The organism is Nonomuraea roseoviolacea subsp. carminata (assembly GCF_024172185.1).
Classification (GTDB): domain Bacteria; phylum Actinomycetota; class Actinomycetes; order Streptosporangiales; family Streptosporangiaceae; genus Nonomuraea; species Nonomuraea roseoviolacea.
On sequence record NZ_JAMZEC010000001.1, the window covers coordinates 9,202,513 to 9,226,346 of the forward strand.

At 73.2% G+C, this 23,834-nt stretch carries 24 protein-coding genes; 12 read left to right on the forward strand and 12 right to left on the reverse strand.

Features of this window, described 5'->3' with window-relative positions; genetic code table 11:
- The first annotated feature begins 486 nt into the window (after window positions 1-486).
- Window positions 487-1,131: a hypothetical protein gene (locus HD595_RS42855; RefSeq protein ID WP_253779875.1), complete on the forward strand. Its 645-nt coding sequence runs from the start codon at window positions 487-489 to the stop codon at window positions 1,129-1,131.
- Window positions 1,132-1,317: 186 nt separating this feature from the next.
- On the forward strand, window positions 1,318-2,040 hold the full coding sequence (locus tag HD595_RS42860) for a VIT1/CCC1 transporter family protein (RefSeq protein WP_253779877.1): 723 nt from the start codon (window positions 1,318-1,320) through the stop codon (window positions 2,038-2,040).
- A gap of 60 nt (window positions 2,041-2,100) precedes the next feature.
- On the opposite strand, the gene HD595_RS42865 is transcribed toward HD595_RS42860, so the two are convergent.
- From HD595_RS42865 to HD595_RS42890, 6 genes are all read right to left on the reverse strand, one after another.
- The gene (locus HD595_RS42865) at window positions 2,101-2,454 is read right to left on the reverse strand and encodes a spore germination protein GerW family protein (RefSeq protein ID WP_253779879.1); all 354 of its coding nucleotides are present in this window, start codon (window positions 2,452-2,454) and stop codon (window positions 2,101-2,103) included.
- 4 nt (window positions 2,455-2,458) lie between these two features.
- Window positions 2,459-4,573, reverse strand: coding sequence for an alpha-galactosidase (locus HD595_RS42870; protein ID WP_253779881.1), 2,115 nt, complete (start codon window positions 4,571-4,573; stop codon window positions 2,459-2,461).
- A 116-nt stretch (window positions 4,574-4,689) separates the two neighbouring features.
- On the reverse strand, window positions 4,690-6,321 hold the full coding sequence (gene pgi, locus HD595_RS42875) for a glucose-6-phosphate isomerase (protein WP_253779883.1): 1,632 nt from the start codon (window positions 6,319-6,321) through the stop codon (window positions 4,690-4,692).
- 136 nt (window positions 6,322-6,457) lie between these two features.
- Window positions 6,458-8,167 carry an IlvD/Edd family dehydratase gene (locus HD595_RS42880; RefSeq protein ID WP_253779885.1) on the reverse strand — a complete coding sequence of 570 codons (1,710 nt, stop codon included), beginning with the start codon at window positions 8,165-8,167 and terminating at the stop codon, window positions 6,458-6,460.
- Window positions 8,168-8,176: 9 nt separating this feature from the next.
- Complete coding sequence (locus HD595_RS42885) at window positions 8,177-8,593, reverse strand: ATP-binding protein (protein ID WP_253779888.1); 417 nt, start codon at window positions 8,591-8,593, stop codon at window positions 8,177-8,179.
- A 43-nt stretch (window positions 8,594-8,636) separates the two neighbouring features.
- Window positions 8,637-9,026, reverse strand: coding sequence for an ATP-binding protein (locus tag HD595_RS42890; RefSeq protein ID WP_253779890.1), 390 nt, complete (start codon window positions 9,024-9,026; stop codon window positions 8,637-8,639).
- Window positions 9,027-9,156: 130 nt separating this feature from the next.
- Between HD595_RS42890 and HD595_RS42895 the strand changes: the two genes are divergently transcribed.
- The 6 genes from HD595_RS42895 to HD595_RS42920 all read left to right on the forward strand — a co-directional run bounded on the left by HD595_RS42895 (window position 9,157) and on the right by HD595_RS42920 (window position 16,827).
- Entirely contained in the window at window positions 9,157-11,460 is a 2,304-nt protein-coding gene (locus HD595_RS42895) for a phosphoketolase family protein (RefSeq protein ID WP_253779892.1), read from the forward strand.
- Window positions 11,436-12,611, forward strand: a complete 1,176-nt coding sequence (locus tag HD595_RS42900; protein ID WP_253779894.1) for an acetate/propionate family kinase — start codon at window positions 11,436-11,438, stop codon at window positions 12,609-12,611. Before HD595_RS42895 ends, HD595_RS42900 begins: the two co-directional genes overlap by 25 nt.
- A gap of 101 nt (window positions 12,612-12,712) precedes the next feature.
- Window positions 12,713-13,195 (forward strand): cation:proton antiporter regulatory subunit, encoded by a 483-nt coding sequence (locus HD595_RS42905; RefSeq protein ID WP_253779896.1) that lies wholly within the window; start codon window positions 12,713-12,715, stop codon window positions 13,193-13,195.
- 8 nt (window positions 13,196-13,203) lie between these two features.
- Complete coding sequence (locus HD595_RS42910) at window positions 13,204-14,379, forward strand: cation:proton antiporter (protein ID WP_175591713.1); 1,176 nt, start codon at window positions 13,204-13,206, stop codon at window positions 14,377-14,379.
- Between the two features lie 48 nt (window positions 14,380-14,427).
- Window positions 14,428-15,042: a pentapeptide repeat-containing protein gene (locus HD595_RS42915; RefSeq protein WP_253779898.1), complete on the forward strand. Its 615-nt coding sequence runs from the start codon at window positions 14,428-14,430 to the stop codon at window positions 15,040-15,042.
- 372 nt (window positions 15,043-15,414) lie between these two features.
- Window positions 15,415-16,827, forward strand: coding sequence for a dihydrolipoyl dehydrogenase family protein (locus tag HD595_RS42920; RefSeq protein ID WP_253779900.1), 1,413 nt, complete (start codon window positions 15,415-15,417; stop codon window positions 16,825-16,827).
- Window positions 16,828-16,927: 100 nt separating this feature from the next.
- On the opposite strand, the gene HD595_RS42925 is transcribed toward HD595_RS42920, so the two are convergent.
- Both HD595_RS42925 and HD595_RS42930 read right to left on the reverse strand, forming a co-directional pair.
- On the reverse strand, window positions 16,928-17,113 hold the full coding sequence (locus HD595_RS42925; protein WP_253779903.1) for a hypothetical protein: 186 nt from the start codon (window positions 17,111-17,113) through the stop codon (window positions 16,928-16,930).
- Between the two features lie 250 nt (window positions 17,114-17,363).
- Window positions 17,364-18,071 carry a DedA family protein gene (locus HD595_RS42930; RefSeq protein WP_253779907.1) on the reverse strand — a complete coding sequence of 236 codons (708 nt, stop codon included), beginning with the start codon at window positions 18,069-18,071 and terminating at the stop codon, window positions 17,364-17,366.
- 117 nt (window positions 18,072-18,188) lie between these two features.
- Here HD595_RS42930 and HD595_RS42935 point away from each other — a divergent pair, with 117 nt between their 5' ends.
- Window positions 18,189-18,497, forward strand: coding sequence for a hypothetical protein (locus tag HD595_RS42935; protein WP_253779910.1), 309 nt, complete (start codon window positions 18,189-18,191; stop codon window positions 18,495-18,497).
- A gap of 170 nt (window positions 18,498-18,667) precedes the next feature.
- Here the strand turns inward: HD595_RS42935 and HD595_RS42940 are convergent, their stop codons facing one another.
- Window positions 18,668-19,198: a DUF5946 family protein gene (locus HD595_RS42940; RefSeq protein WP_253779912.1), complete on the reverse strand. Its 531-nt coding sequence runs from the start codon at window positions 19,196-19,198 to the stop codon at window positions 18,668-18,670.
- A gap of 133 nt (window positions 19,199-19,331) precedes the next feature.
- On the opposite strand from HD595_RS42940, the gene HD595_RS42945 reads away from it, so the two are divergent.
- Together HD595_RS42945 and HD595_RS42950 are read left to right on the forward strand one after the other, a co-directional pair.
- Window positions 19,332-19,775 carry a CBS domain-containing protein gene (locus HD595_RS42945; protein WP_253779915.1) on the forward strand — a complete coding sequence of 148 codons (444 nt, stop codon included), beginning with the start codon at window positions 19,332-19,334 and terminating at the stop codon, window positions 19,773-19,775.
- Window positions 19,772-21,064, forward strand: a complete 1,293-nt coding sequence (locus HD595_RS42950) for an ArsB/NhaD family transporter (protein ID WP_253779918.1) — start codon at window positions 19,772-19,774, stop codon at window positions 21,062-21,064. Before HD595_RS42945 ends, HD595_RS42950 begins: the two co-directional genes overlap by 4 nt.
- A 15-nt stretch (window positions 21,065-21,079) precedes the next feature.
- On the opposite strand, the gene HD595_RS42955 is transcribed toward HD595_RS42950, so the two are convergent.
- Window positions 21,080-21,559 carry a DUF6653 family protein gene (locus HD595_RS42955; RefSeq protein ID WP_253779920.1) on the reverse strand — a complete coding sequence of 160 codons (480 nt, stop codon included), beginning with the start codon at window positions 21,557-21,559 and terminating at the stop codon, window positions 21,080-21,082.
- Entirely contained in the window at window positions 21,556-22,152 is a 597-nt protein-coding gene (locus HD595_RS42960; RefSeq protein WP_253779922.1) for a TetR/AcrR family transcriptional regulator, read from the reverse strand. Before HD595_RS42960 ends, HD595_RS42955 begins: the two co-directional genes overlap by 4 nt.
- Window positions 22,153-22,303: 151 nt before the next feature.
- On the opposite strand from HD595_RS42960, the gene HD595_RS42965 reads away from it, so the two are divergent.
- Complete coding sequence (locus HD595_RS42965) at window positions 22,304-22,594, forward strand: Fe-S cluster assembly protein HesB (protein ID WP_253779924.1); 291 nt, start codon at window positions 22,304-22,306, stop codon at window positions 22,592-22,594.
- A gap of 216 nt (window positions 22,595-22,810) precedes the next feature.
- On the opposite strand, the gene HD595_RS42970 is transcribed toward HD595_RS42965, so the two are convergent.
- Window positions 22,811-23,791, reverse strand: a complete 981-nt coding sequence (locus tag HD595_RS42970) for an acetylxylan esterase (protein ID WP_253779925.1) — start codon at window positions 23,789-23,791, stop codon at window positions 22,811-22,813.
- Window positions 23,792-23,834 lie beyond the last annotated feature (43 nt).

The window sequence follows — 23,834 nt, forward strand, 5'->3', positions numbered from 1 at the left end:
CGGATGAGGAGCCCCGCGCGGCTGTGACACCCCGGCCGCCGCCCGGCGCTCGAGTCGGGAAGTGTCGGAAACCTAGCACGTGCCCGTCCCCGGGCGCTCTCCTTTTCGATCACGTGTGATCATGCCGTTGACCGTGAATCCGCACGGCGACGGGGTTCTCCCCCCGCTCGTCCCCCGTGCCGGACCTCCCCCGGCAGAGGTCTCCGAACAGCTACGTACCCGGCGATCCCCGCACCAACCTGCGCAGACCGGCCGCCGCCCCGGGAGGCGCCATTCGTCCGATGTCCGGCGCCCCGTGGGCCCCTGATCTGCGGCCACGAGGCGGACCGAGGCCGGAACATCCCATCACTGGCGCTCCCGCGATCGGCGGCGCAGACTGGAATCACGGCGATCCGTCGAGTTGGAGCACCCGTGGACAATCACCTTGATCACATGCCGGTCCTGTCCCGAGGGAGACATCGCAACCCGAAGCGCGGTGCCTGCTTCATGGAGCTGGCGTCCTATCTCGCCGGCGAGCGGTGGAGCGATCACCCGGCCTGCACGCACCCGCTGCTGGCCGCGCTCGCCCGCCTGGTCAACGACAACACCAGTGACGACAACCGGGGCAAGCTCATCGAACTGGTCCCGTCCATCATCGGCCTGGCCGGCGACGACCTGCGCCTCGACGCCCGGATCTCCCTGCGGTGCGCGACGACGGCGCTGCCGGTGGCCGCCGCCGAGCGGCAGCTCGCCCTGGCCGTCTCGGTGCTGGCGGCCGAGGAGGTCATGTGCCGGCTCGACGGCGCCCCGTCCGGGACGTTGAGCGAGCGCAGCGAACAGGCGCTGGCCCAGGTGCCGCGCGCGGCCGAGCAGGCCAGGAAGTTCAGCCGCGCGGCGAAGATCACGGAGAAGGGTTTCCGCCGCTACGCCGCCCCGAACGCGGTGCAGCTCTCGGTGGTGGGCATCGTGCAGGCGTGCATCCCCGACCCGGACACGCTGCTGCGGGAACTGCTGACCGAGGCGATCGCCGACTGCGCGGCGCTCGTCCGCGGCCCCGCCCTGCCCGTGCCCCGGCCCGCCGCCGAGCCGATGCCGGGCTCCGCCGGACCCGGCGCGGCCGGCCCGGCGCCCGCCCTGCGCGCACACCGGTAACGCCTCAGAGACCGGCCCGGGGACAGTCGACGCCCCCGGGCCGGTCCTTCGCCGGCCCGAGCACGTGTTCGACCCGGACGCGGCTTCCCCGGTAACGCCGCAGCTCAGGCAAGCCTCGCCTTCGTTGCGGCTGATCCGGAACTATGCCTAAATTTCACGTAGTAATAGGCATTTGGAGGCTTTGTCATGACCGTCGAGCTCGCCCAGCCGCAGTCCCCCGAGCTGCACCACACCCACCGTGACGTGACCGGTGGATGGCTGCGGCCGGCGGTGTTCGGAGCCATGGACGGACTCGTCTCGAACTTCGCGTTGATCGCCGGCGTCGTGGGCGCCGCGGGCGCGGGCCGCGGGGCGGTGCTGGCCGGGTTCGCCGGGCTGGTCGCGGGCGCGTGCTCGATGGCCGCCGGCGAGTACACCTCCGTGAAGTCGCAGACCGAGCTGATGCGCGCCGAGATCGCCGTGGAGCGGCGCGAGCTGGCCCGCAACCCGGAGGGCGAGCAGGCCGAGCTGGCCGCCCTCTACCGGGCCCGCGGGCTGGACGCCGACCTGGCCCGCAAGGTCGCCGCCGGGCTGTCGGCGGACCCGGAGCAGGCGCTGCGCGTGCACGTGCGCGAGGAGCTGGGCGTGGACCCCGACGACCTGCCCTCGCCGCGGCTGGCCGCCGCCTCGTCGTTCGGCGCGTTCGCCGCGGGCGCGCTGGTGCCGCTGGCGCCCTTCCTGTTCGGGGCGTCGGGGCTGACGGTGGCGGTGGTGCTGAGCGTGCTGGCGCTGTTCGGGTTCGGGGCGGTGGTGGCGCGCATGACGGCCCGGCCGTGGTGGCTGGGCGGTCTGCGCCAGCTCGCCCTGGGCGTCGGCGCCGCGGCCGCGACCTTCGGCATCGGCCACCTGCTGGGCGTCACCGTCTCCTGACCCGCCCGTGAACGGCGGAGGATCCCGTACGCCCGGAAAACGTACGGGACCCTCGCCGGGCTAGTGACGGCGGCGCTTCTTGAGTATGGACCGCAGCACGAGCAGGAGCACGACGAACGCGATCTGGCCGCCCAGCACGACGCGGTTGACGTCGAGCGCGGGCTGCCAGCTCACCTCACCGTCCTTGATCACGTAGACGCCCACGGGCGCGGCGCCGTAGCCGTAGCCGCCGCCGCTGCCCGTCTGCTCCTCCTCGCCCTTCTCGCCCTGGCGCCGGCCTCCCCCGCCGCCTCCGCCCTGGATGACGCGGGCGACGGGGATGACGGTGACGTCCCCCCGCTGCACGGGCTCGCCGAAGACCCGCCTGACGACCGCCTCGTCGACGGACTTCTCCATCAGTCGCATGATGTCCATCTCGTCATGATCCGTCCTGTACGCGGCGGAGCACCACCATCTCGCTGCGATAGTCGGGCCCGAACGGCGCCCAGGAGGCCGGCGTGAGCCCGTGGTGCATGAGCGCCGCGCCGTGCCGGCGCGCGCCCGCCCCGTCCTCGTAGACGGCGTCGGGGTCGAGCCCCTCCAGGCGCAGCCTGCGCGGCGGCCGCTCGTCCAGCTTGTACGGGTTGTAGGCGAGCACCACGACCCGGTCGCCCAGCGTGTACTGCACGGCCGAGACGGTGACGCCCGGCGTGCCGGTCAGGCGGCGCAGCTCGCCGTGCTGGATGACCGGCCGCACCTCCTTGTACGCGGCGACCAGCTCCCGCGCCTCGGCCAGCTCCTCCTCGCTCCAGCGGGTCAGGTCACCGCCGATGCCGAGCGTGCCGGCCATGGCCACGTGGAAGCGGTAGCGCAGCGGCACCTCGCGTCCGGTGACCGGGTTGGGGCCGTCGGTCACCCAGCACGACATCGTGCTCGCCGGGTACAGGTAGGAGAAGCCCTCCTGGATGGCCTGGCGGTCGCGGGCGTCGGTGTTGTCGGAGGTCCACACCTGGTCGGTGCGCCGCAGGATGCCGAGGTCGGCCCGGCCGCCGCCGCCGGAGCACGACTCGATCCGCAGGCCGGGGTGGCGGGCGCGCAGCTCGTCCATGATCGCGTACACGCCGAGGGTGTGCTCGATCCACAGCAGGTCGCCGCCCTCGGCCCAGCCGGCCTGGCTGAAGCTGCGGTTCATGTCCCACTTGAGGTAGTCCAGGCCGTACTCGGTGACGAGCCCGTCCAGCCAGGCCAGCGCCCAGGCCCGCACGTCGTCGCGGCCGAAGTTGAGGACGAGCTGGTTGCGCATGGTGTCGCGGCGGCGGCCCGGGTAGTGCAGCGTCCAGTCGGGGTGCTCGCGGTAGAGGTCGCTGTCGGGGTTGACCATCTCGGGCTCCACCCAGAGCCCGGCCCGCATGCCCAGGTCGCGGACACCGTCGAACAGCTTGCCGAGCCCCTGCGGGAAGCGGTCGGGGTTGGGCCACCAGTCGCCGAGGCCGCGCGTGTCGTCGGTGCGGGCGCCGAACCAACCGTCGTCCACGACGAACAGCTCGACGCCCAGCTCGGCGGCCCGGCGGGCGAGGGCGAGCTGGCCGTCCTCGGTGACGTCGAAACCGGTGGCCTCCCACGAGTTGTACAGGACGGGCCGCTCCTCGGCCGGGGTGGGCAGCACGTGCCCGCGCGCGTAGGCGTGCCAGGCGCGGCTCGCGGCGCCGTACCCGCCGGTGGTGTGCAGGCCGAGGACGGGCGGCGTGCGCAGGGCCGCGCCCGGCGCGAGGGGCCAGGTGAGGCCGTCGTGGCCGAACCCGGCGGTGACGGCCACGTCGCCCTCGGGGCGGCGCTGCGCGGTGAGGCGCCACGAGCCGCTCCAGGCCAGCGCGATGCTCCACACCTCGCCGCCGCTCTCGCCGGCGTCGCCGATCATGATCCAGGGGTTGGCTCGGTGCGAGGTGGTGCCGGTCCTGCTGGTGAACGTGGTCTCGCCGACCGGCAGCTCGCCCCGGTGCAGCCGGGTCTCACGCCCCCAGGCGCCGGCCACGCCCGCGTAGCGGGTGCCGGCCTGCTCGGGCAGCGCCCACGCGCCGGAGTCGAGCCGCAACAGGTGGACGGGCTCGCCGGACTCGTTGGTCACCTCGGTCCAGCGCTCGATGACGTCGGTGTCGTCGTGGACGCGCACGCCCAGGCCGACGCGCAGGCCGTGGACCTGGTCGCGCAGCACCAGCTCCAGCTCGCCGGGCCCGTGCTCGACGGCCTGCTCGAAGGACAGCTCGACCGAACGGACGCCGCCCGGGTAGACGGCCTGCAACGACGGCACGCCCCAGCGGCGCCCGCCGTCGACCGGCAGCAGCTCCGTGGCGTCGGCCGGGTCATGGAAGCCGGTGACGAACCAGGCCGTGGCGCCGGCGGTGACCTCCGCGAGCGCGGCCCCGGGCAGCCTCGGCCCCCAGTAGTGCTGGACGACGCGGGTGTCGTCGGCGCTCTCGACGCCGAAGACGTACGCGGTGGCCGGGGTGAGGGCGGCCCAGGTGCGCTGGCGGCCGGGAACCGGGATGACGGGCATGGGAGAGATCCTCCGGTGCCCCGGCACGCCACGTCAATCGGGCGGCCGGGGCTCCCGCGCCGGACCCCCGGCCGCCGCCGGCGGAGGTCAGACGCTCCGGCCGCCGCCGGAAGAGGTCAGACGCTCCGGCCGCGCAGCTCGCGGTAGCGGCGGACGAGCGTGGCCGTGGACGGGTCGGGCAGGTCGGCCGGCGGCTGCTCGCCGGTGAGGGCGGGCGCGAGGTCGAGCGCCATCTTCTTGCCCAGCTCGACGCCCCACTGGTCGAAGGAGTCGATGCCCCAGATCGTGCCCTCGACGAACACGATGTGCTCGTACAGGGCGACGAGCTGCCCCAGCGTGGACGGGGTGAGCTTGGGCGCGAGGATGGTGGAGCTGGGCCGGTTGCCGGGCATCACCTTGTGCGGCGCGATGTGCGCCGGCGTGCCCTCGGCGGCGATCTCCTCGGCGGTCTTGCCGAACGCCAGCGCGGAGGTCTGCGCGAACAGGTTGGCCGACAGCAGGTCGTGCATGCCCTCGCGGTCCTCGAACGGCTCGGCGAAGCCGATGAAGTCGGCCGGCACGAGCCGTGTGCCCTGGTGGAGGAGTTGGTAGAAGGCGTGCTGGCCGTTGGTGCCCGGCTCGCCCCAGAAGATCTCGCCGGTGTCGGTGGTGACCGGCTCGCCGTCGGCGCGCACCGACTTGCCGTTGGACTCCATCGTGAGCTGCTGGAGGTAGGCGGGGAAGCGGTGCAGGCGCTGGCTGTAGGGCAGGACGGCGTGGGTCTCGGCGTCGAAGAAGTCGGTGTACCACACCCCGAGCAGGCCCATCAGGACCGGCATGTTGGCGTCGAGGGGGGCGGTGCGGAAGTGCTCGTCGATCGCGTGGAAGCCGGCCAGCATCTCGCGGAACCGCTCCGGCCCGATGGCGATCATGAGCGAGAGGCCGATGGCGCCGTCGTAGGAGTAGCGGCCGCCGACCCAGTCCCAGAAGCCGAACATGTTGTCGGTGTCGATGCCGAACTCGGCGACCTTGGCGGCGTTGGTGGAGACGGCCACGAAGTGCTGGGCCACGGCCTCCTCGCCGAGCGCGCCGACCAGCCACTGGCGGGCCACCTTGGCGTTGGTGAGGGTCTCCAGCGTGGTGAACGTCTTGGAGCTGACCACGACCAGCGTGGTGGCCGGGTCGAGGCCGGCCAGGGCGCCGGTGATGTCGGCCGGGTCGATGTTGGAGACGAACCGGGCCTCGATGCCGGCGTCGGCGTAGTCGCGCAGCGCCTCGTAGGCCATGGCGGGGCCGAGGTCGGAGCCGCCGATGCCGATGTTGACCACGGTGGCGATGGGCTGCCCGGTGGCGCCGCGCCACTGCTTGGAGCGGACCCGGTCGGCGAAGGCGCTCATCTTGTCGAGCACGGCGTGGACGTCGCCGGCCACGTCCTGCCCGTCGACGGTCAGGTCGGTGCCGGGCGGCACGCGCAGCGCCGTGTGCAGGACGGCGCGGTCCTCGCTGACGTTGATGTGCTCGCCGGAGAACATGGCGTCGATCCGCTCGCGCAGCCCGGCCCGCTCGGCCAGCGCGACGAGCAGGTCGATGGTCTCGCCGGTGGCGCGATGCTTGGCGTAGTCGAGGAACAGGTCGCCGGCGGTCAGCGTCATCCGCTCCGCGCGCCCCGGGTCCTCCGCGAACAGCTCGCGCAGGTGCCTGCCGGCCAGCTCCTCGTGGTGCTTGCCCAGCGCAGCCCACTCCTGGCTCTGGGTGATGTCGCCGCTCACGTGTCCTCCTGCGTCATCGTTCAAGGGTGCCGTCAATCCGATCACACGGTTCACATGGTTCCGTAACCCCGTACCCAGGGCGACGGATTCCGCGCACGGCGCAGGCCACTCTTTGCCCCGGTGAGGGGCGACGGGGTCAGTGGGAGTCGCGGCCCACCGCGTCGCCGCCGGAGCCGGCGAGGAAGTCCAGGTCGGCGCCCCGGTCGGCCTGGGTCACGTGGTCGACGTAGAGGCGTTCCCAGCCGCGTGCGGGCCGGGCGTGGCCGGTCATGACGGGGTCGCGGGCGGCCAGCTCGCCGTCGGGCAGGTCGACGTCGATCCGCCGGGCGGCCACGTCGAGCACGATCGGGTCGCCGGTGCGGACCCGCGCCAGCGGCCCGCCGGCGGCGGCCTCGGGCGCGACGTGCAGCACGACGGTGCCGTACGCGGTGCCGCTCATGCGGGCGTCGCTGACGCGCACCATGTCGCGCACGCCCTTGGCGAGCAGCTTGGCCGGCAGCGGCAGGTTGCCGACCTCGGGCATGCCGGGGTAGCCCTTGGGGCCGCAGCCGCGCAGCACGAGGACGGAGGTCTCGTCCACGTCGAGGCCGGGCGCGTCGAGCCGGGCGCGCAGGTCCTCGACGCCGTCGAAGACGACGGCCCGGCCGCGGTGGCGCAGCAGCTCGGGCGAGGCGGCGGCGGGCTTGATCACGGCGCCGCGGGGGGCGAGGTTGCCGCGCAGGACCGCGATGCCCGCGTCGGGCAGCAGCGGCTCGGCGCGGCGCCGGATGACGCCGTCGTCCCAGATCTCGGCCTCGGCGAGGTAGGCGGTGAGCGGCCGGCCGGTGACCGTGACGGGTGCCGGGTCGAGCAGGTCCTCGACCTCCCGCAGCAGGGCCAGCAGCCCGCCCGCGCGGTACAGGTCGTCCATGAGGTGGCGCCCGGCCGGCTGGAGGTCGGCCAGCAGCGGGACGCCGGCGCCGGCGCGGTCGAAGTCGTCGAGGTCGAGCGGCACGCCGAGGCGGCCGGCGATGGCCAGCAGGTGGATGACGGCGTTGGTGGAGCCGCCGATCGCGGCCAGGGTGACGATCGCGTTGAGGAACGCGCCACGGGTCATGACCTGGCTGGGGCGGCGCTCCCGCCGTACGAGCTCGACGGCCAGCTCGCCCGCGGCGTGGGAGCGTTCGAGCAGCCTGCTGTCGGGGGCGGGGGTGCCGGCGGTGCCGGGGATGGTCATGCCGAGCGCCTCGGCCATGCAGGCCATGGTGGAGGCGGTGCCCATGGTGTTGCAGTGACCGCGGCTGCGGACCATCGACGTCTCCGAGCGCAGGAACGCCTCGCGCGACAGGGTGCCGGCGCGCACCTCCTCGCTGAGCCGCCACACGTCGGTGCCGCAGGCGAGCGGCACGCCCCGGAAGTGGCCGGTCAGCATGGGGCCGCCGGGCACGACGAGGGCGGGCAGGTCGACGGAGGACGCGGCCATGAGCAGCGAGGGGATCGTCTTGTCGCAGCCGCCGAGCAGCACCACGCCGTCGATCGGGTTGGCGCGCAGCATCTCCTCGGTGGCCATGGCGGCGAGGTTGCGCCACAGCATCGCGGTGGGCCGCAGGTTGGTCTCGCCGAGGGAGACGACGGGCAGGTCGAGCGGGACGCCGCCCGCCGCCCACACGCCGTGGGCGACGCTCTCGGCCACCTCGTCGAGGTGGGCGTTGCAGGGGGTGAGGTCGGAGGCGGTGTTGGCGATCGCGATGTGCGGCCGGTCGCCGCCGAACGCGGACTCCGGCAGTCCGCGGCGCATCCAGGCCCGGTGGATGTAGGAGTTCCGGTCGTCCTCACCGGAGTACCAGCGCGCGCTGCGGAGCCCCATGGGCGCAGCCTACCGTGTGGTCTTCATCACCATGTGGACCGTCGTCCCGCCCGGACCGGTGGCGAAGACGGCGCCGTCGGTCAGGCGGCGGATCAGCCAGATGCCGCGCCCGCCCACCTGCGAGGGGGCGGGCAGGCCGGTCTCCTCCAGGAAGGACGCCGGGATGCCGGGGCCGAAGTCGCGGATCTCGCACAGCAGCCGGTCGCCGTCGTGCCACAGGCGCAGCCTGCCGCGTCCGCCCGCGTGGGCGACGACGTTGACCAGGCACTCGTTGACCGCCATGACGAAGTCGAGGAGCCGCGTGGACTCGAGCCCGTTGGCCTGCGCCAGGCGCTGGGCGTCGGCGCGCGTGCCGGAGAGGGTGTCCTTCTCGAAGAAGGTGTCGAGCAGCGGAGGAGGGTCCGCCTGGCCGCGATCGGAGTTCACGGGTCGCCTGCCTGGGGTGGTTGGCCTGCGGGGACGGGCGCCGTCAGGGCGCGCCGCGCTCCCGGCCGGGCAGCGACATCACGATGCGCACGGCGGAGCCGTCCGGGCCGGTCGTGATGGTGACCTTATCGGCCAGGCGCCTCATGAGCCAAATGCCCCAGCCGCCCGCCGAGGTCATGGGCGGCGGGTCCTCCTTGTCCAGCGTGCGGCCGGAGATCCCGCTGCCGTAGTCACGGATCTCGCACACCACGTCGTCGCCGTCCCTCCATAGTCGTAGCACCCCCCTTCCCTCCGCGTAGGCGATCGCGTTGACGACCGCCTCGTTGACGGCGAGCACGAGATCGACGGCGCGCTCCTCCGCCAGGCCGTGGGCCTGCGCGAACCGCTCCACGGCCCCGCGTGCCCCCGCCACGTCCGCCTCGGTGAATGTCATGGCGAACGCCTGTGTTCTCGATGACCGGATGTCCATGACGCCTCACTCAGCCGGTTGCCTGGTCCCCTGCCACAGGAGGGCCGTTCTAATCAACGTGTGTGAGCCGTCGGCCAGAAGGAACCATCATGGGATGGACGATATCGACGCATACTGGCGGGCGGCGAACTATCTGTCGGTCGGCCAGATCTATCTGCTCGACAACCCTCTCCTGACGGAGCCGCTCCGGCCCGAGCACGTCAAACCGAGACTGCTGGGCCACTGGGGCACCACGCCGGGGCTGAACTTCTGCTTCGCGCACCTCAACCGGGTCATCCGCCAGCGCGACCAGGACATGATCTACATCGCGGGACCCGGTCACGGCGGCCCGGCGGCGGTGGCGCACGCCTGGCTGGAGGGGTCGTACACCGAGCGGTACCCGGACATCGGCCAGGACACCGAGGGCATGCGGCGGCTGTTCCGCCAGTTCTCCTTCCCGGGCGGCATCCCGAGCCACGTGGCGCCGGAGACGCCCGGCTCGATCCACGAGGGCGGCGAGCTGGGCTACAGCCTGGCGCACGCGTACGGCGCGGCCTTCGACAACCCGGACCTGGTGGTCGCGTGCGTCGTCGGCGACGGCGAGGCGGAGACCGGGCCGCTGGCGGCGAGCTGGCATTCCAACAAGCTGCTCGACCGGCGCCAGGACGGCGCGGTCCTGCCCATCCTGCACCTCAACGGCTACAAGATCGCCAATCCGACGGTGCTGGCCCGGATCCCCGAGGCGGATCTGCTCGCGCTCATGCGCGGCTACGGCTACGAGCCGTACGTGGTGGGCCCGGACCACGAGGAGATGGCCGCGACGCTGGACACGGTGTTCGACGAGATCGCCGCGTACAAGGCGGGCGACGCCGAGCGGCTGCCCATGATCGTGCTGCGCACCCCCAAGGGCTGGACCGGGCCGAAGGAGGTCGACGGCCTGCCGGTGGAGGGCACGTGGCGCGCCCACCAGGTGCCGCTGGGCGACGTGCGCAACCACCCGGAGCGGCTGGAGCAGCTCGAGGAGTGGATGCGCTCCTACCGGCCCGAGGAGCTGTTCGCGCCGGACGGCGGCCCCGTGGAGGCGATCAGGCGGACCGTGCCCGAGGGGCCGCGCCGGATGAGCGCGAACCCGCACGCCAACGGGGGCGAACTGCTGGCGCCGCTGCGGCTGCCGGACTTCCGCGAGCACGCGGTGGAGGTCAAGTCGCCGGCGGCCACGACCAGCGAGCCGACCCGGGTGTTCGGCGGGCTGCTGCGCGACGTGATCGCGGCCAACCCGCGCACGTTCCGGCTGATGGGGCCGGACGAGACCGCCTCCAACCGGCTGTCGGAGGTCTTCGAGGTCACCGACCGGGCCTGGAACGCCGAGCTGAAGCCCACGGACGAGAACCTGGCGCCCGGCGGCCGGGTCATGGAGGTCCTGTCGGAGCACCTGTGCCAGGGCTGGCTGGAGGGCTACCTGCTGACCGGCCGGCACGGGCTGTTCAACTGCTACGAGGCGTTCATCCACATCATCGACGCGATGTTCAACCAGCACGCCAAGTGGCTGGAGTCGTCGAAGAAGATCCCGTGGCGGCGTCCGGTGGCCTCGCTGAACTACCTGCTGTCGTCACACGTGTGGCGCCAGGACCACAACGGCTTCAGCCACCAGGACCCGGGCTTCCTCGACGTCGTGATGAACAAGAAGGCCGAAGTCGTCCGGGTCTACCTCCCACCGGACGCCAACACCCTGCTCTCGGTCGGCGACCACTGCCTGCGCTCGCGCGACTACGTCAACGTCATCGTCGCGGGCAAGCAGCCGGTGCTCGACCTGTTCACCATGGACGAGGCGATCGCGCACTGCACGCGCGGCCTCGGCATCCTGCCGTGGGCGAGCACCGACGACGGTACCGAGCCGGACGTGGTGCTGGCCTGCGCCGGCGACGTGCCCACCCTGGAGACACTGGCCGCGGCCGCCCTCCTCCGCGAACACCTGCCCGGGCTGAAGGTGCGCGTCATCAACGTGGTCGACCTCATGCGGCTGCAACCGCGCTCGGAGCACCCGCACGGCATGCCGGACGCCGAGTACGACGCGCTGTTCACCACCGACAAGCCGGTCATCTTCAACTTCCACGGCTACCCGCAGCTCATCCACCGCCTCACCTACCGGCGTGACAACCACGCGAACCTGCACGTGCGCGGCTACAAGGAGGAGGGCACCACCACGACGCCCTTCGACATGGCCATGCTCAACGACATCGACCGCTACCACCTCGTCATGGACGTCGTCGACCGGGTGCCGGGGCTCGGCGCCACGCAGGCGCACCTGCGCCAGCGCATGTCGGACGCCCGGCTGCGGGCCCGCGCCCACACCCGCGAGCACGGCGAGGACTCTGCCGAGATCAGCGGGTGGACATGGCCGCACGGATCCTCGTCCTGAACACCGGCTCCTCCTCCATCAAGTACGAGCTGATCGACGTCGGGTCCCGGGAGCGCGCGGCCCGGGGCCTGGTCGAGCGCGTCGGCGAGGAGGAGGGACGGCTGACCCACCACGCCGGCGACGGGCGGGGCCGGCCGTACACGTGCGAGCGGGCGTTCCCCGGGCATGCAGAGGCGCTGGCGGCCGTCCTGGAGGCGTTCGAGAAGGCCGGTCCGGAGCTGGACCCGGTCGCGGTGGGGCACCGGGTCGTGCACGGCGGGACCCGTTTCCGGGAGGCGGTGCTCGTCGACGACGGCGTGATCGCCGCCATCGAGGAGCTGGCCCCGCTGGCCCCGCTGCACAACCCGGTGAACCTGGCCGGGGTGCGGGTGGCGCGCGACGCCTTCCCGGGGGTGCCGCAGGTCGCCGTGTTCGACACGGCCTTCCACCGGACGCTGCCGCCGGAGGCGTACACGTACGCGGTGCCCGGGGAGTGGGGGGTGCGGCGGTTCGGCTTCCACGGGACGTCGTGCGCGTACGTGTCGCGGCGGGCGGCCGAGCTGCTGGGCCGCGCCCCGGAGGAGACGAACCTCATCGTGCTGCACCTGGGCAACGGCGCGAGCGCCACCGCCATCGAGGGCGGGCGCAGCGTGGACACCTCCATGGGGCTGACACCACTGGAGGGCCTGGTCATGGGCACCCGTTCCGGCGACGTGGACCCTGCGCTCCTGGGCTACCTGAAGCGGGCGCGCGGGCTGGACGTCGAGGAGGCCGAGCGGGCGCTGAGCCGGAAGGGCGGCCTGCTCGCCCTGGCCGGGTCCGGCGACATGCGGGAGGTGCGCCGGCGCGCCGCCGGCGGCGACGCGCGGGCGCGCCTGGCGCTGGAGGTGTACACGCGGCGGATCCGCAAGTACGTCGGCGCCTACTGCGCGCTGCTCGGCCGGGTGGACGCGGTCGTGTTCACCGGCGGCGTCGGCGAGCACGACGCCGCGACCCGGGCCGGGGCGCTGGCCGGGATGGACCGCTTCGGGCTGGCCCTGGACGCGGAGCGCAACGCCGCGGACGCCTCCGGGGAGCGGTTCGTGTCGGCGGACGGGTCCGCGACGGCGGTGCTGGTCGTCCCCACGGACGAGGAATGGGAGATCGCCCGCCAGGCGCTCGCCCTCCTCTGACGCTCACCTCCCCGGCTCGCCTCATTTCGCGCAACTGGGACGGAAGCCGCCAAATGGTACGGTCTCCGTGTCATCAGCGGATCACACGAGCGGGGAGACGGGTGGAGGTCGAGCAGACGGCGCTGCCGGGCATCGGGCTGCGGCACGAGTTCACGACGCAGAGCGGCAGACGGGTGGCGGTGATCTCCCACCGCACCGGCCGCCGCGACCTCGTGATCTACGACAAGGGCGACCCGGACCGCGCCTGCGAGACGGTCAAGCTGAACGACGAGGAGGCCGAGGCGCTGGTCGAGCTGCTCGGCGCGCCCCGCATCGTGCAGCGGCTCAACCAGCTCCACCAGCAGGTCGAGGGCCTGGTCAGCGTCCAGCTCCCCGTGCCGCCCACCTCCCCGTACGCCGGACGGCCCATGGGCGACGCCCGCGTGCGCACCCGCACCGGCGCGTCCGTCGTCGCCGTGGTGCGCGGGCCGCAGGTCGTCACCAGCCCCGGCCCCGACTTCGGCCTCGCGGCCAACGACATCGTCGTGGTCGTGGGCGGCGCGGACAGCACCGCCGAGGTGGCCGACATCCTGGCGCACGGGTAGGGCCGCGGGTGCACGATACCGCGATCCTCCTGCTCGAAATCGGTGCGGTCCTGCTCGGGCTCGGCGTGCTCGGCGCCCTCGCCCTGCGGGCCGGCATCTCCCCCATCCCCCTCTACCTGATCGCCGGGCTCGCCTTCGGCACCGGTGGCGTGCTGCCCCTCGCCACCAGCACGGACTTCATCTCCGCCGGGGCCGAGCTGGGCGTCGTCCTGCTGCTGCTCACGCTCGGCCTGGAGTACAACGCCGACGAGCTCGTCACCAGCCTGCGCGGCAACGCCCGGGCCGGGCTCGTGGACCTGGTGCTCAACGCCGCGCCCGGGGCGATCTGCGCGCTGCTGCTCGGCTGGGGGCCGGTGGCGGCCGTCGCCATGGCCGGCGTCACCTACGCCACCTCCTCCGGCATCACCGCCAAGGTCCTGTCCGACCTCGGCTGGATCGGCAACCGCGAGACGCCGACGGTGCTGTCGCTGCTGGTGTTCGAGGACCTGACGATGGCCCTCTACCTGCCGGTGCTGACGGCCCTGCTGGCCGGGCTGAGCCTGCTGAGCGGGGCGCTCACCGTCGCGATCGCGCTGGCCACGGTCAGCGTGGTGCTCCTCGTCGCGCTGCGCTTCGGCCGCTTCATCGAGGCGTTCGTCTCCAGCCCGAACTCCGAGGTGCTGCTGCTCAAGGTCGTCGGGCTCGCGCTGCTCGTGGCCGGGCTGGCCCAGCAGCTCCAGGTGTCGGCGGCCGTCGGCGCGTTCCTCGTGGGCATCGCCCTGTCGGGACAGCTCGCCCACGACGCGCGGGCGCTGCTGGAGCCGCTGCGCGACCTGTTCGCCGCGGTGTTCTTCGTCTTCTTCGGCTTCCAGACCGACCCCGGCAAGATCCTGCCGGTGGCCGGGCTCGCGGCGTTACTGGCCGTGGTCAGCATGGCGACCAAGCTGCTGACCGGCATGTACGCGGCCCGCCGGGCCGGCATCGCCCGCGCCGGTCAGGCCCGGGCCGGCATCGCGCTCATCCCCCGGGGCGAGTTCAACATCGTCATCGCGGGGCTGGCCGTGGCGGCCGGCGTCCACCCGGACCTCGGGCCGCTGGCGGCGGCGTACGTGCTGATCCTGGCGGCCTTCGGACCCCTCGCGGCCAAGCTCGTGCAGCCCCTCATCACCTCGCTGACCCGGCGCGCCGCCGGCGAGACCGCCTGACCCCCGCGGGTCGCCGGTTCTGTCGGTGACGGCCGCTAGCCTGCCCGCATGGCCGAACGCGAGCACGGGCACCGCCCTCCCCCGACCGACACGGAGATCGACTCCGCCGACTGGGACGGCCGCGAGCTGGATCGCGAGGTCCACCGGCGGGTCCTGTTCACCGGCGTGGACATGACGGAGGCGACCGACCACGGGTCCGTGTTCGACGAGTGCGTCTTCCGCGACGTCCGGTTCAACGTGTCGGTCCACGAGGACGCCCGCTTCGCGGGCTGCACGTTCGTGCGCTGCTCGTTCTTCGACGCCACGTTCCGGGGGTGCAAGCTGACGGGGAGCATGTTCGACGACTGCTCGTACGGGCTGCTCAAGGTCGAGGGGGGCGACTGGTCGTTCGCCGGGCTTCCGGGCGCCGACCTGCGGGGCAGCACCTTCCGCGACGTGCGGCTGCGCGAGGCCGACCTCACGGGGGTCCGGCTCGAAGGCGCCTCGCTGCTGCGCTGCGACCTGTCCGGGGCGTGGCTGCACGGCGCCGACCTCACCCGGTGCGACCTGCGGGGCAGCGACCTCGGCGGCCTCGACCCGCTCACCGCCAAGATCGGCGGGGCGATCATCGACGTCGGCCAGGCGGCGGCCGTGGCCACGGCCCTGGGCCTCGACGTGCGCTGACGCCCGTGGGGCCTTTGCGCGTTTCGTCCCGCCGAGCGGGCGGCCCGCCGCCCGCTCGCGCCATCCCCGCGCACGCCATCGCACCACATCCCCACCGCGGCGCGCCACACCCCCTCTCCCCGCACCCGGCGCCGCCCATCCCGCGCGCGCCACCGCACATCTCGCCACATCTCGCCGCAGGTCGCGGCTTCCCACGGAGTACCACCGCACGCAAGCCCCACAGGCGACGCCGTACCTCTCCCCCTCGCGCCGCCGTTCCCCCATCGTGGGAAGCCTCCGTAGGGGGTGCCGCGCCGCCCCGCCGTGACCCGGCAGCCCGAGGTTCTGAGAGGCTGGTGGGGTCGGTATGAGGGTGAGTCTGGGGAGGCGGACGTGAGCGACGAGTTCGACGTGATCGTGATCGGCGGCGGGCCGGCCGGGGAGAACGTGGCCGCGCGGGCCGTGCGCGGCGGGCTCACCGCCGCCGTCGTGGAGAACCGCCTGCTCGGCGGCGAATGCTCGTACTGGGCGTGCATTCCGAGCAAGGCCCTGCTGCGTCCGGTGGAGCTGGCCGCCGAGGTCAGGCGCGTGCCCGGCCTGACGATCGGCCCCATCGAGGCGGGCAAGGTACTGGCCCGGCGCGACGAGGCGGTGGCGCACTACGACGACTCCGGGCAGCTGCGGTGGCTGGACGGGGTGCCGGCCACGTTGCTGCGCGGCGCCGGACGCCTCGACGGGCCGCGCCGCGTGCGGGTCACCGCCCCCGACGGCTCCGAGCGCACCGTGACCGCGCGCCACGCGGTGGTGCTGGCCACCGGCAGCACCCCGGCCGTCCCGCCGGTGCCCGGACTGCGCGAGGCCAACCCGTGGACCAGCCACGAGGTGACCGCCGCCACGTCCGTGCCCGAACGGCTGGCCGTCATCGGCGGCGGCGTGGTGGCCTGCGAGATGGCCCAGGCCATGCACGGCCTCGGCGCCCGGCAGACCACGATGCTCGTACGCGGCGACCGGCTGCTGCCCCGGATGGAGCCGTTCGCCAGTGAGCTGCTGGCCGCCTCGTTCGCCGACGCGGGGATCGACGTGCGGTTCGGCACCGGCGCCGTCGCGGTCGAGCGGCCCGAGCCCGGCGGCAAGGTCACGATCCGGCTGCCCGACGGGCCGCCGCTGGAGGCCGACGAGCTGCTCGTCGCGACCGGCCGCAAGCCGGCCACCACCCAGGTCGGCCTCGACACCGTGGGGCTCGAACCCGGCCGGTACGTCGAGGTCGACGACAGCATGCGCGCCACCGGCGTCGACGGCGGCTGGCTGTACGCCGTCGGCGACGCCAACGGCCGCACCCTGCTCACCCACATGGGCAAGTACCAGGCGCGGGTCTGCGGCGACGTCATCGCCGCCCGCGCCAAGGGCGAGCCCGACGACCTGCCGGCGCTGCGCGACACCGCCGACGGCCGGGGCGCGCCCCAGGTGGTCTTCACCGACCCGCAGATCTGCGCGGTCGGCCTGACCGAGGCCGCCGCCCGGGAGGCGGGCTTCCGGATCAGGACCGTGGAGTACGACCTGGGCTCGGTGTCGGGCGCGTACCTGCTCGGCGACGGCTACCGGGGGCGGGCCAAGGCCGTGGTGGACGAGGACCGCCGGGTGCTGCTCGGGGTGACGTTCGCCGGTCCGGGGGTGGCCGAGCTGCTGCACGCGGCCACGATCGCGGTCACGGGCGAGGTGCCGCTGGAGCGGCTGTGGCACGCCGTGCCGTCGTTCCCGACGGTCAGCGAGATCTGGCTGCGGCTGCTGGAGACGTACGGACTCTGACGGCCGGCGCCCCGGGTCGGGGCGAGCCTGGACGTGGAGGGGCGGGCCGTCCCCTCAGTGGTGTGCGGCCCGCCCCCGGCACGGCAGGTGTGAACTCCCTTTACCGGGCCCGGTCCTCGTCGTCCTCGTTGTAGTAATCGGTCGGAGTGGCCTTCGCCGGGACGTGCACCGTGGCGCTTCCGGTCTGCTGAGCCGGGTGCGCGGACACGGCGGCGGCGACGAAGGCGCCCGAGACGGTGAAGGCTCCGGCCACCACGGCGGCGGCGACGAGCAGGTGCTTCAGCATCGTGGATCACTCCGTGGGTGTTCGGTGGTCCAGGTGGTCCGGACCGGACGGAGCGTCGACTGGGTTCCCGGGAATCGCCCATGCGGCGCGGAACATCTCTCAACGTAGCCAGCGGTCCGCGGCGGGGTCGCCCACGCGGCGGCAAAGCCTCGCCCATGGCGGCCGTCGCCTCGTTCGGGCCAACCTCTCCGGCGGGTCAGGGTTCCCCGGCGGCTCGCCGCGATCCACGAACCCGGGACGATCCGTTGACTCAGGAGGGCTTGCCGGACGACCGCCCGCTCCTGTCCCCTCTGTTCATGTCGCCGTGCGACGAGCGGCGGTTCTCGGCGACGCGGCGGCCCGCCCACACCAGGATCATCACCGCGGCGAGGCCGAGCAGGACGTTGGTGCCCGTCCCGACGTACCGCTCCACCCGGGACCAGTTGTCGCCCAGCAGGTAGCCCGCCATCACCAGCAGGGTGTTCCAGACGAGGCTGCCGAGCGCGGTCAGCGCGCTGAACGTGGCCAGCGGCATGCGCTCCAGGCCGGCCGGCACGGAGATGAGGCTGCGGATGACCGGCACCATCCGCCCGAACAGGACCGTCCTGCGGCCGTGCCGGTCGAACCAGCCCTCGGCCCGCTCCACGTCCGACGGCTTGACCAGCGGCACCCTGGCGGCCAGGGCGTGGATGCGTTCGCGCCCGAGCAGCGCGCCCAGCCCGTACAGGGCCAGCGCCCCCGCCACCGCGCCGAGCGTCGTCCAGACCAGCACCTCCCACAGCGCCATCCGGCCCTTGCCCGCCGAGAAGCCGGCCAGCGGCAGGATGACCTCGCTCGGCAGCGGCGGGAACACGTGCTCCAGCGCCACGACCAGCCCGGCGCCCGGAGCGCCGAGCGCGTCCATGATCCCCATGGCCCAGCCGGCGATCCCGTCGGGATGGGGGGACGTCCCGGTGGACGCCACGGTCGCGGAGGTCATCGATCCGGCTCCTCGTCTGTCGTCGGCGGGTCCGGAAGATCCTCTAGCCGGTGCGAACGGGTGTATGCGTGAACGGGCGCCAGGAATGGACGCGGCCACGGCGGGAACATGATCGTCGTGAGCCCCCCGCCCATCGACGCCGCCACGCTGGAGAGCCGGGTCCGCCGGCGGCTCTCGGAGGCGGGATTCGCCGTGGAACGCCGCGACGCGGACGGCGACGGCGGCCTGCGGGTGTGGCACGAGCCGGGCCGCGGCGTGGTCGTCTCGTGGGAGCCGGACGCCGCGCCCGGCGAGGAGCACGCGGCGCGTTACCGGCTGATCCGGGGCGCGGTGCGGCTCGCGTTACGGACCATCCTCGCCGAGGCCGGCTACCACGTGCGCGAGGACGACGGCCGGATGATCGTCACGCCCCACGACCAGCCCTGACACGCCTCGCCCGGGACGGCCGGATGGGCAGGAACGGTCGGGGACGGCAGGGTGGTCAGGGGGCGGGTTCGGCGTACGTGCGGGAGGTCATGTCGTGCTCCTTGGGGTGCGGGCCGCCGCGGGCGAAGTCCCGATCCTACGAGGCGGCACGCGGCCGGGCGGAGGGCCGCTCACCTCTCCAGGGCGCGGGCGTTCCAGGCGCGAATCGTCGCGTGCCACGGTTCCCAGGCTCGCCACAGGTCGCGGCCCCACTCCCGGACCAGCCTCCCGTGCTCGGCCGCGTCCCGGGCGGCCAGCACGTCGGCGACGGTCATCAGGTCGTCCAGCCGCGGAGGCCGCAGCCAGTGGAAGTAGTCGGGCCGGCCGGCCATCATCCGCTTGTGCAGCGCCGGGCCTTCACGGGGGTCGGCGCCCTCCTCGACGAACAGGCACAGCGTCATCAGGCACAACGCCATGCGCTGGACCTCCCGGCGGCTGTCGCCGGCGGGGTGCTGGGCGACGTACGCGTCCACGACGATCTGGTGGACGGGACGGTGGTCGGCCAGACCGTACGAGCGGGCCAGCAGCTCGCCGTAACGCTCCCAGCACTCCGCCGACGCCCCGTACCCGTCGGGCCGCGCCCCTCCCCCGGCCGGGGCCGCCAGCCCGCACCCGGGACAGACCACCACGCTCACCGCCACCCGCTCCTCCCGCCGCCGCACCGTGCGCGACGTTACGGCCTCACGCGGCGTGAGGGTCAAATCGCCGCCGTGTCCATGCGGGACGATAGGGTGATCCGCGGTGTGCCGGGAAGACTGGTCGGCGGTCCTGTCGTCATGCCCCGGGAGAGCCGCCATGCGTGCCCGTGACCTCGTCGCCGACTTCCCCACCGTGGGCCTCGACACCCCGGTGGCCGACGCCGCCCGGCTGCTGGCCGACCATGACCTGCCGGGCCTGATCGTGGTGGACGAGCGCGGGCTCCCGGCCGGGATCCTGCCCGGCACCCAGGTGCTGCGGCTGGCCGTGCCGGGCTACTGCCTCGACGACCCGGCGCTGGCGCGGGTGGTGGACGAGGCGCACGCCGACGTGTTCATGCGCTCGATCTCCGGCCGCACGGTACGCGAGGCGATGCCGCCCCGGCCGCGCGAGCTGCCCGTCGCCGACCCGGACGCGACGGTGCTGGAGCTGGCCGCGCTCATGGCGCGCACGCACAGCCCGCTGGTGGCCGTCGTCGACGCCGGCGGGCTGCGGGGCGCCGTGACGCTCCAGGCGCTGGTGGACCGGCTGGTCGAGCAGTGACGCTCACCGCGTGGCTGGCGGTCGCCGCCTTCCTCGGCGCGTACGCGCTGATCGCGACGGAGCGGGTGCACCGCGTCGCCGCCGCGCTGGGCGGGGCGGCGGTCATGCTGGTGATCCACGCCACCGCCGCCGGACCGGCGTTCTTCTCCGAGCGCACCGGCATCGACTGGAACGTGATCTTCCTGCTGCTCGGCATGATGATCATCGTGGGGGTGCTCAAGCGGACCGGCGTGTTCGAGTACCTCGCCATCTGGGCCGCCAAGCGCGCCCGGGGCCGGCCGTACCGGCTCATGGTGCTGCTCGTGGTGATCACCGCGTCGGCGTCGGCGCTGCTCGACAACGTGACGACCGTGCTGCTCGTCGCGCCCGTGACGTTCCTGGTGTGCGAGCGGCTGGCGCTGCCGGTGGCGCCGTACCTCATCGCCGAGGCCATGGCCTCCAACATCGGCGGCACCGCCACGCTCGTCGGCGACCCGCCGAACATCATCATCGCCAGCCGGGCCGGCCTGACCTTCAACGACTTCCTCGCCCACCTGACGCCGCTGGTCGTGGTGCTGGTGGCGGTGTTCGCGCTGCTGTGCCGGGTGCTGTTCCGCGACGCGTTCCGCTACGACCCCGACCGGGCCGCCGAGATCATGGCGCTGAACGAACGCGAGGCCATCGCCGACCGGCGGCTGCTGTGGCAGAGCCTGACCGTGCTCGCGCTGGTCATGGCGGCGTTCGTGCTGCACCCGGTGCTGCACTACGAGCCCTCGGTCGTGGCGCTGCTGGGCGCCGGGGCGCTGGTCGCCCTCACCGAGATCACCACGGAGGAGGCGATCGCCGAGGTCGAGTGGCCGACGCTGGTGTTCTTCGCCGGGCTGTTCGTCATGGTCGGCGCGCTGGTCCACACCGGTGTCATCGGCGAGGTGGCGCGGGCGGCGGCCGGCGCGGCCCAGGGACGGCCCGAGGCCACCGTGATGGCGATGCTGTGGGGCTCGGCCGGGCTGTCGGCCATCGTGGACAACATCCCGTACGTCGCCACCATGAGCCCCATCGTGGAGCAGCTCGTGCCGGCCGCCGGGGGCGGCGACCAGGCGCGGGCGCTGTGGTGGGCGCTGGCGCTCGGCGCCGACCTCGGCGGCAACGCCACGGCCGTCGGCGCGGCGGCCAACGTCGTGGTGATCGGCATCGCCGCCCGCAACGGGACGCCGATCAGCTTCTGGGGGTTCACCCGGTACGGCCTGATCGTGACGGTCACCACGGTCGCCTTGGCGACGCCGTACCTGTGGCTGCGTTACCTGCTCTGACGCCCGGCGGGCCCGTCAGCCGGCGGCGCCGTGCCGCTCGTAGAGCTGGCCGAGGCGGTCGATGCGCCAGAGCTGGCCGAGCACCACCAGCGTGGCGCCGAAGACCGTCGGCCAGACCTCCAGCGCGACCAGTCCCCAGATCAGCAGGGCGAACCCCGTGACGCCGACGGCGACGAGCAGCCGCTGCACCCTCCGGTGGTCGCCGTCGACGAGCGACCTGTCGTACAGCCACAGCTTCTCGCCGTAGATGCCCTTGGCGGTCCAGCTGTCGGGCCGCTCGACGGCGGGGAAGACGTGCGGGTTGGCGGCCAGCCACACGACGACCAGCGCCACCCCGGCCAGGCACCACCAGCCGACCCACGCGCGGCTCCAGACGGCCAGGATCATCAGCGGGATGGCCGCGAACCTGGTCCAGACGCTCCACGGGTTGGCGTGGCGCTTCCACGCCTCGTCGGTCATGCCGGCGGCCGTGGCGTATTTCTTCAGCACGCTCATGCGGTGAGCCCCCTTGCCAGCGCGTCGATGGTGGCGTCCAGCACCTGTTCGTAGTCGGCGCCGAACCGGTCGCGGTTGAGGACGACGAGCCCGGCCGTGCGGACGACGCCCACGAGGATCTCGGGCGGCACGCCGGGAACGATCACGCCGTCGGCCTGGCCCTGGGCGAAGTAGCGGATCAGGGGCTGCACCAGGTGCGGGGTGACGCGGGCGACCTCCTCGGGCCCCACCCGGCGGGCGACCGCCTCCAGCTCGTCGGGGTGGGTGAGCAGGCGCCGGTAGAACGGGTCGCCGGTCAGCACCTCGGTCGCCGCCCGCATGAGCGCGGCCAGCGCCTCGGTGCCGGGCGGCCTGCTCAGCGGCTCGGCCAGCCGCCTGGCGACGAGTGGCGCCCTGCGGATCATCACGTCCTTGTAGAGCGCCTCCTTCGAGTCGTAGAACGCGTAGAAGCTGCCCTTGGCGATGCCGGAGGGCGCGACGAGCTCCTCCAGCGAGGTCTTCTTCAGCCCCTGGGTCGCGAAAAGCTCTTCCGCGGTGTCGAGGAGGGAGGCGGTGATGCGCCCCCTGTCCTCGGCGGTGAAGGCCACAGCCATGCTGTCCACCTATGACCGGATCGGATATTGGGTCATAGCCTAACACCAGCTCACCCCCTAGATCCTGAAAAATCATGTGAAAGGAGGGTTGGGTGGATGACAAGCGGGCATGGCAGGACATTCCTGCACGTCAACCACGAGGAGGAGCCTAGTGCTCACCCTGACAGAAAACGCTGCCCAGGCCATCCGCGACCTCACGGCGTCCGCGCCGGAGCCGTCGCAGAGCGGCGTCCGCATCGCGTCGCAGGGACAGGACACGGGCACGCTCACCCTTTCGCTGGCCAGCCAGCCGGAGCCGACCGACGCCGTCGTCGAGGAGCAGGGGGCGCGCGTCTATCTCGACCCGGTGGCGGCGACCGTGCTCGACGACAAGTCGCTGGACGCGGGGGCCGACGAGAAGGGTGCCGTGTCGTTCCTGGTGACCGACCAGACCACCATCTGACCTCTCACGGGTCCGGCCGCGCCCGGACCCCGCCGACCGGCCCGGTACGTTCACCCGTACCGGGCCGGCGGCGTTCCGGCCCAAGACGTCGGACCCTCAGACGTCGGAGCCCCAGCCCTCGGACCCTCAGACGTCGGAGCCCCAGCCCTCGGACCCTCAGACGTCGGAGCCCCAGACGTCGGACCCTCAGACGTCGGAGCCCCAGACGTCGGAGCCTCAGGCGTCGGAGAGGAGCTTGTGCACGTAGCGGAGCTGCTCCTCGCGCTGGAAGCCCTGGCCGCCCTCGTGCCGGTTCCAGGGCCAGACCGTGATCTCCTTGGGCCCCTGCCAGTGGTTGTAGGCGGCGAAGACCGTGGACGGCGGGCAGACGTCGTCCATCAGCGCCACCGAGTACAGAGCAGGCACCTGGCCGCGGGCGGCGAAGTGGAGGCCGTCGAAGTAGGCCAGCGTGCGGAAGACCTGCTCCTCGTCGCCGCGCCGGCTGGCGAGGAAGCGCACGATCTCCTGGTACGGGTCGCAGTCGGTGATCTCGACGGCCCGGCGGAAGTGCGTCAGGAACGGCACGTCGATGAGCGCCCCGGCGACCGACGGGCACATGGCGGCCGTGGCCTGGGCGATGCCGCCGCCCTGGCTGCCGCCCGAGACGATGATCCGGTGGGCGTCCACGGCCGGGTGCGTGGCGGCCACCTCGACGGCGCGCACGGCGTCGGTGAAGACCCGCCGGTAGTAGTACTCCTCCGGGTCGAGGATGCCCTTGGTCATCATGCCGGGGGCGTGGGGGTGCGTGGCGCCGTGGGGGTCGCCGGTGGCGCCCGGGTGGCCGACGCTGGCGCCGCCGTGGCCGCGGGTCTCCATGACGAACACCGCGTACCCGGCGGCCGGCCACATGAGGTGGTCGTGCGGGAAGCCGCGCCCGCCGGAGTAGCCGATGTAGTGCATCACGCAGGGAAGCGGGCCCTCGGCGTCGCGCGGGGTGATGAACCAGCCGCTGATCCGGTGGCCGCCCCAGCCCGCGAACGACACGTCGTACACGTCCACGGAGGCGAACGGAAGGTCGTAGCGGGTGAACTCGGGAGCGAGGTCGAAGGCCCTGGCCTCCTCCAGCGTGCGCGTCCAGAAGTCCGCGAAGTCGGCGGGCTCGTCACGCTCGGGGCGGTACGTGCGGAGCTGCTCAAGCGGCAGGTCGAACAGGGCCACGAAGATCTCCAACCTGTGGTGCCTGGGAACACGGGTGAGGCCA

Bases quoted from the DNA above. Each gene is read 5' to 3' on its own strand.
- HD595_RS42890 (WP_253779890.1), bottom strand. From the start codon at position 9,026: ATGACATTCACCGAGGCGGACGTGGCGGGGGCACGCGGGGCCGTGGAG.
- HD595_RS42930 (WP_253779907.1), bottom strand. From the start codon at position 18,071: ATGACCTCCGCGACCGTGGCGTCCACCGGGACGTCCCCCCATCCCGAC.
- HD595_RS42865 (WP_253779879.1), bottom strand. From the start codon at position 2,454: ATGGACATCATGCGACTGATGGAGAAGTCCGTCGACGAGGCGGTCGTC.
- HD595_RS42955 (WP_253779920.1), bottom strand. From the start codon at position 21,559: ATGAGCGTGCTGAAGAAATACGCCACGGCCGCCGGCATGACCGACGAG.
- HD595_RS42860 (WP_253779877.1), top strand. From the start codon at position 1,318: ATGACCGTCGAGCTCGCCCAGCCGCAGTCCCCCGAGCTGCACCACACC.
- HD595_RS42870 (WP_253779881.1), bottom strand. From the start codon at position 4,573: ATGCCCGTCATCCCGGTTCCCGGCCGCCAGCGCACCTGGGCCGCCCTC.
- HD595_RS42895 (WP_253779892.1), top strand. From the start codon at position 9,157: ATGGACGATATCGACGCATACTGGCGGGCGGCGAACTATCTGTCGGTC.
- HD595_RS42855 (WP_253779875.1), top strand. From the start codon at position 487: ATGGAGCTGGCGTCCTATCTCGCCGGCGAGCGGTGGAGCGATCACCCG.
- HD595_RS42915 (WP_253779898.1), top strand. From the start codon at position 14,428: ATGGCCGAACGCGAGCACGGGCACCGCCCTCCCCCGACCGACACGGAG.
- HD595_RS42960 (WP_253779922.1), bottom strand. From the start codon at position 22,152: ATGGCTGTGGCCTTCACCGCCGAGGACAGGGGGCGCATCACCGCCTCC.
- HD595_RS42945 (WP_253779915.1), top strand. From the start codon at position 19,332: ATGCGTGCCCGTGACCTCGTCGCCGACTTCCCCACCGTGGGCCTCGAC.
- HD595_RS42925 (WP_253779903.1), bottom strand. From the start codon at position 17,113: ATGCTGAAGCACCTGCTCGTCGCCGCCGCCGTGGTGGCCGGAGCCTTC.
- HD595_RS42880 (WP_253779885.1), bottom strand. From the start codon at position 8,167: ATGGGGCTCCGCAGCGCGCGCTGGTACTCCGGTGAGGACGACCGGAAC.
- HD595_RS42900 (WP_253779894.1), top strand. From the start codon at position 11,436: ATGGCCGCACGGATCCTCGTCCTGAACACCGGCTCCTCCTCCATCAAG.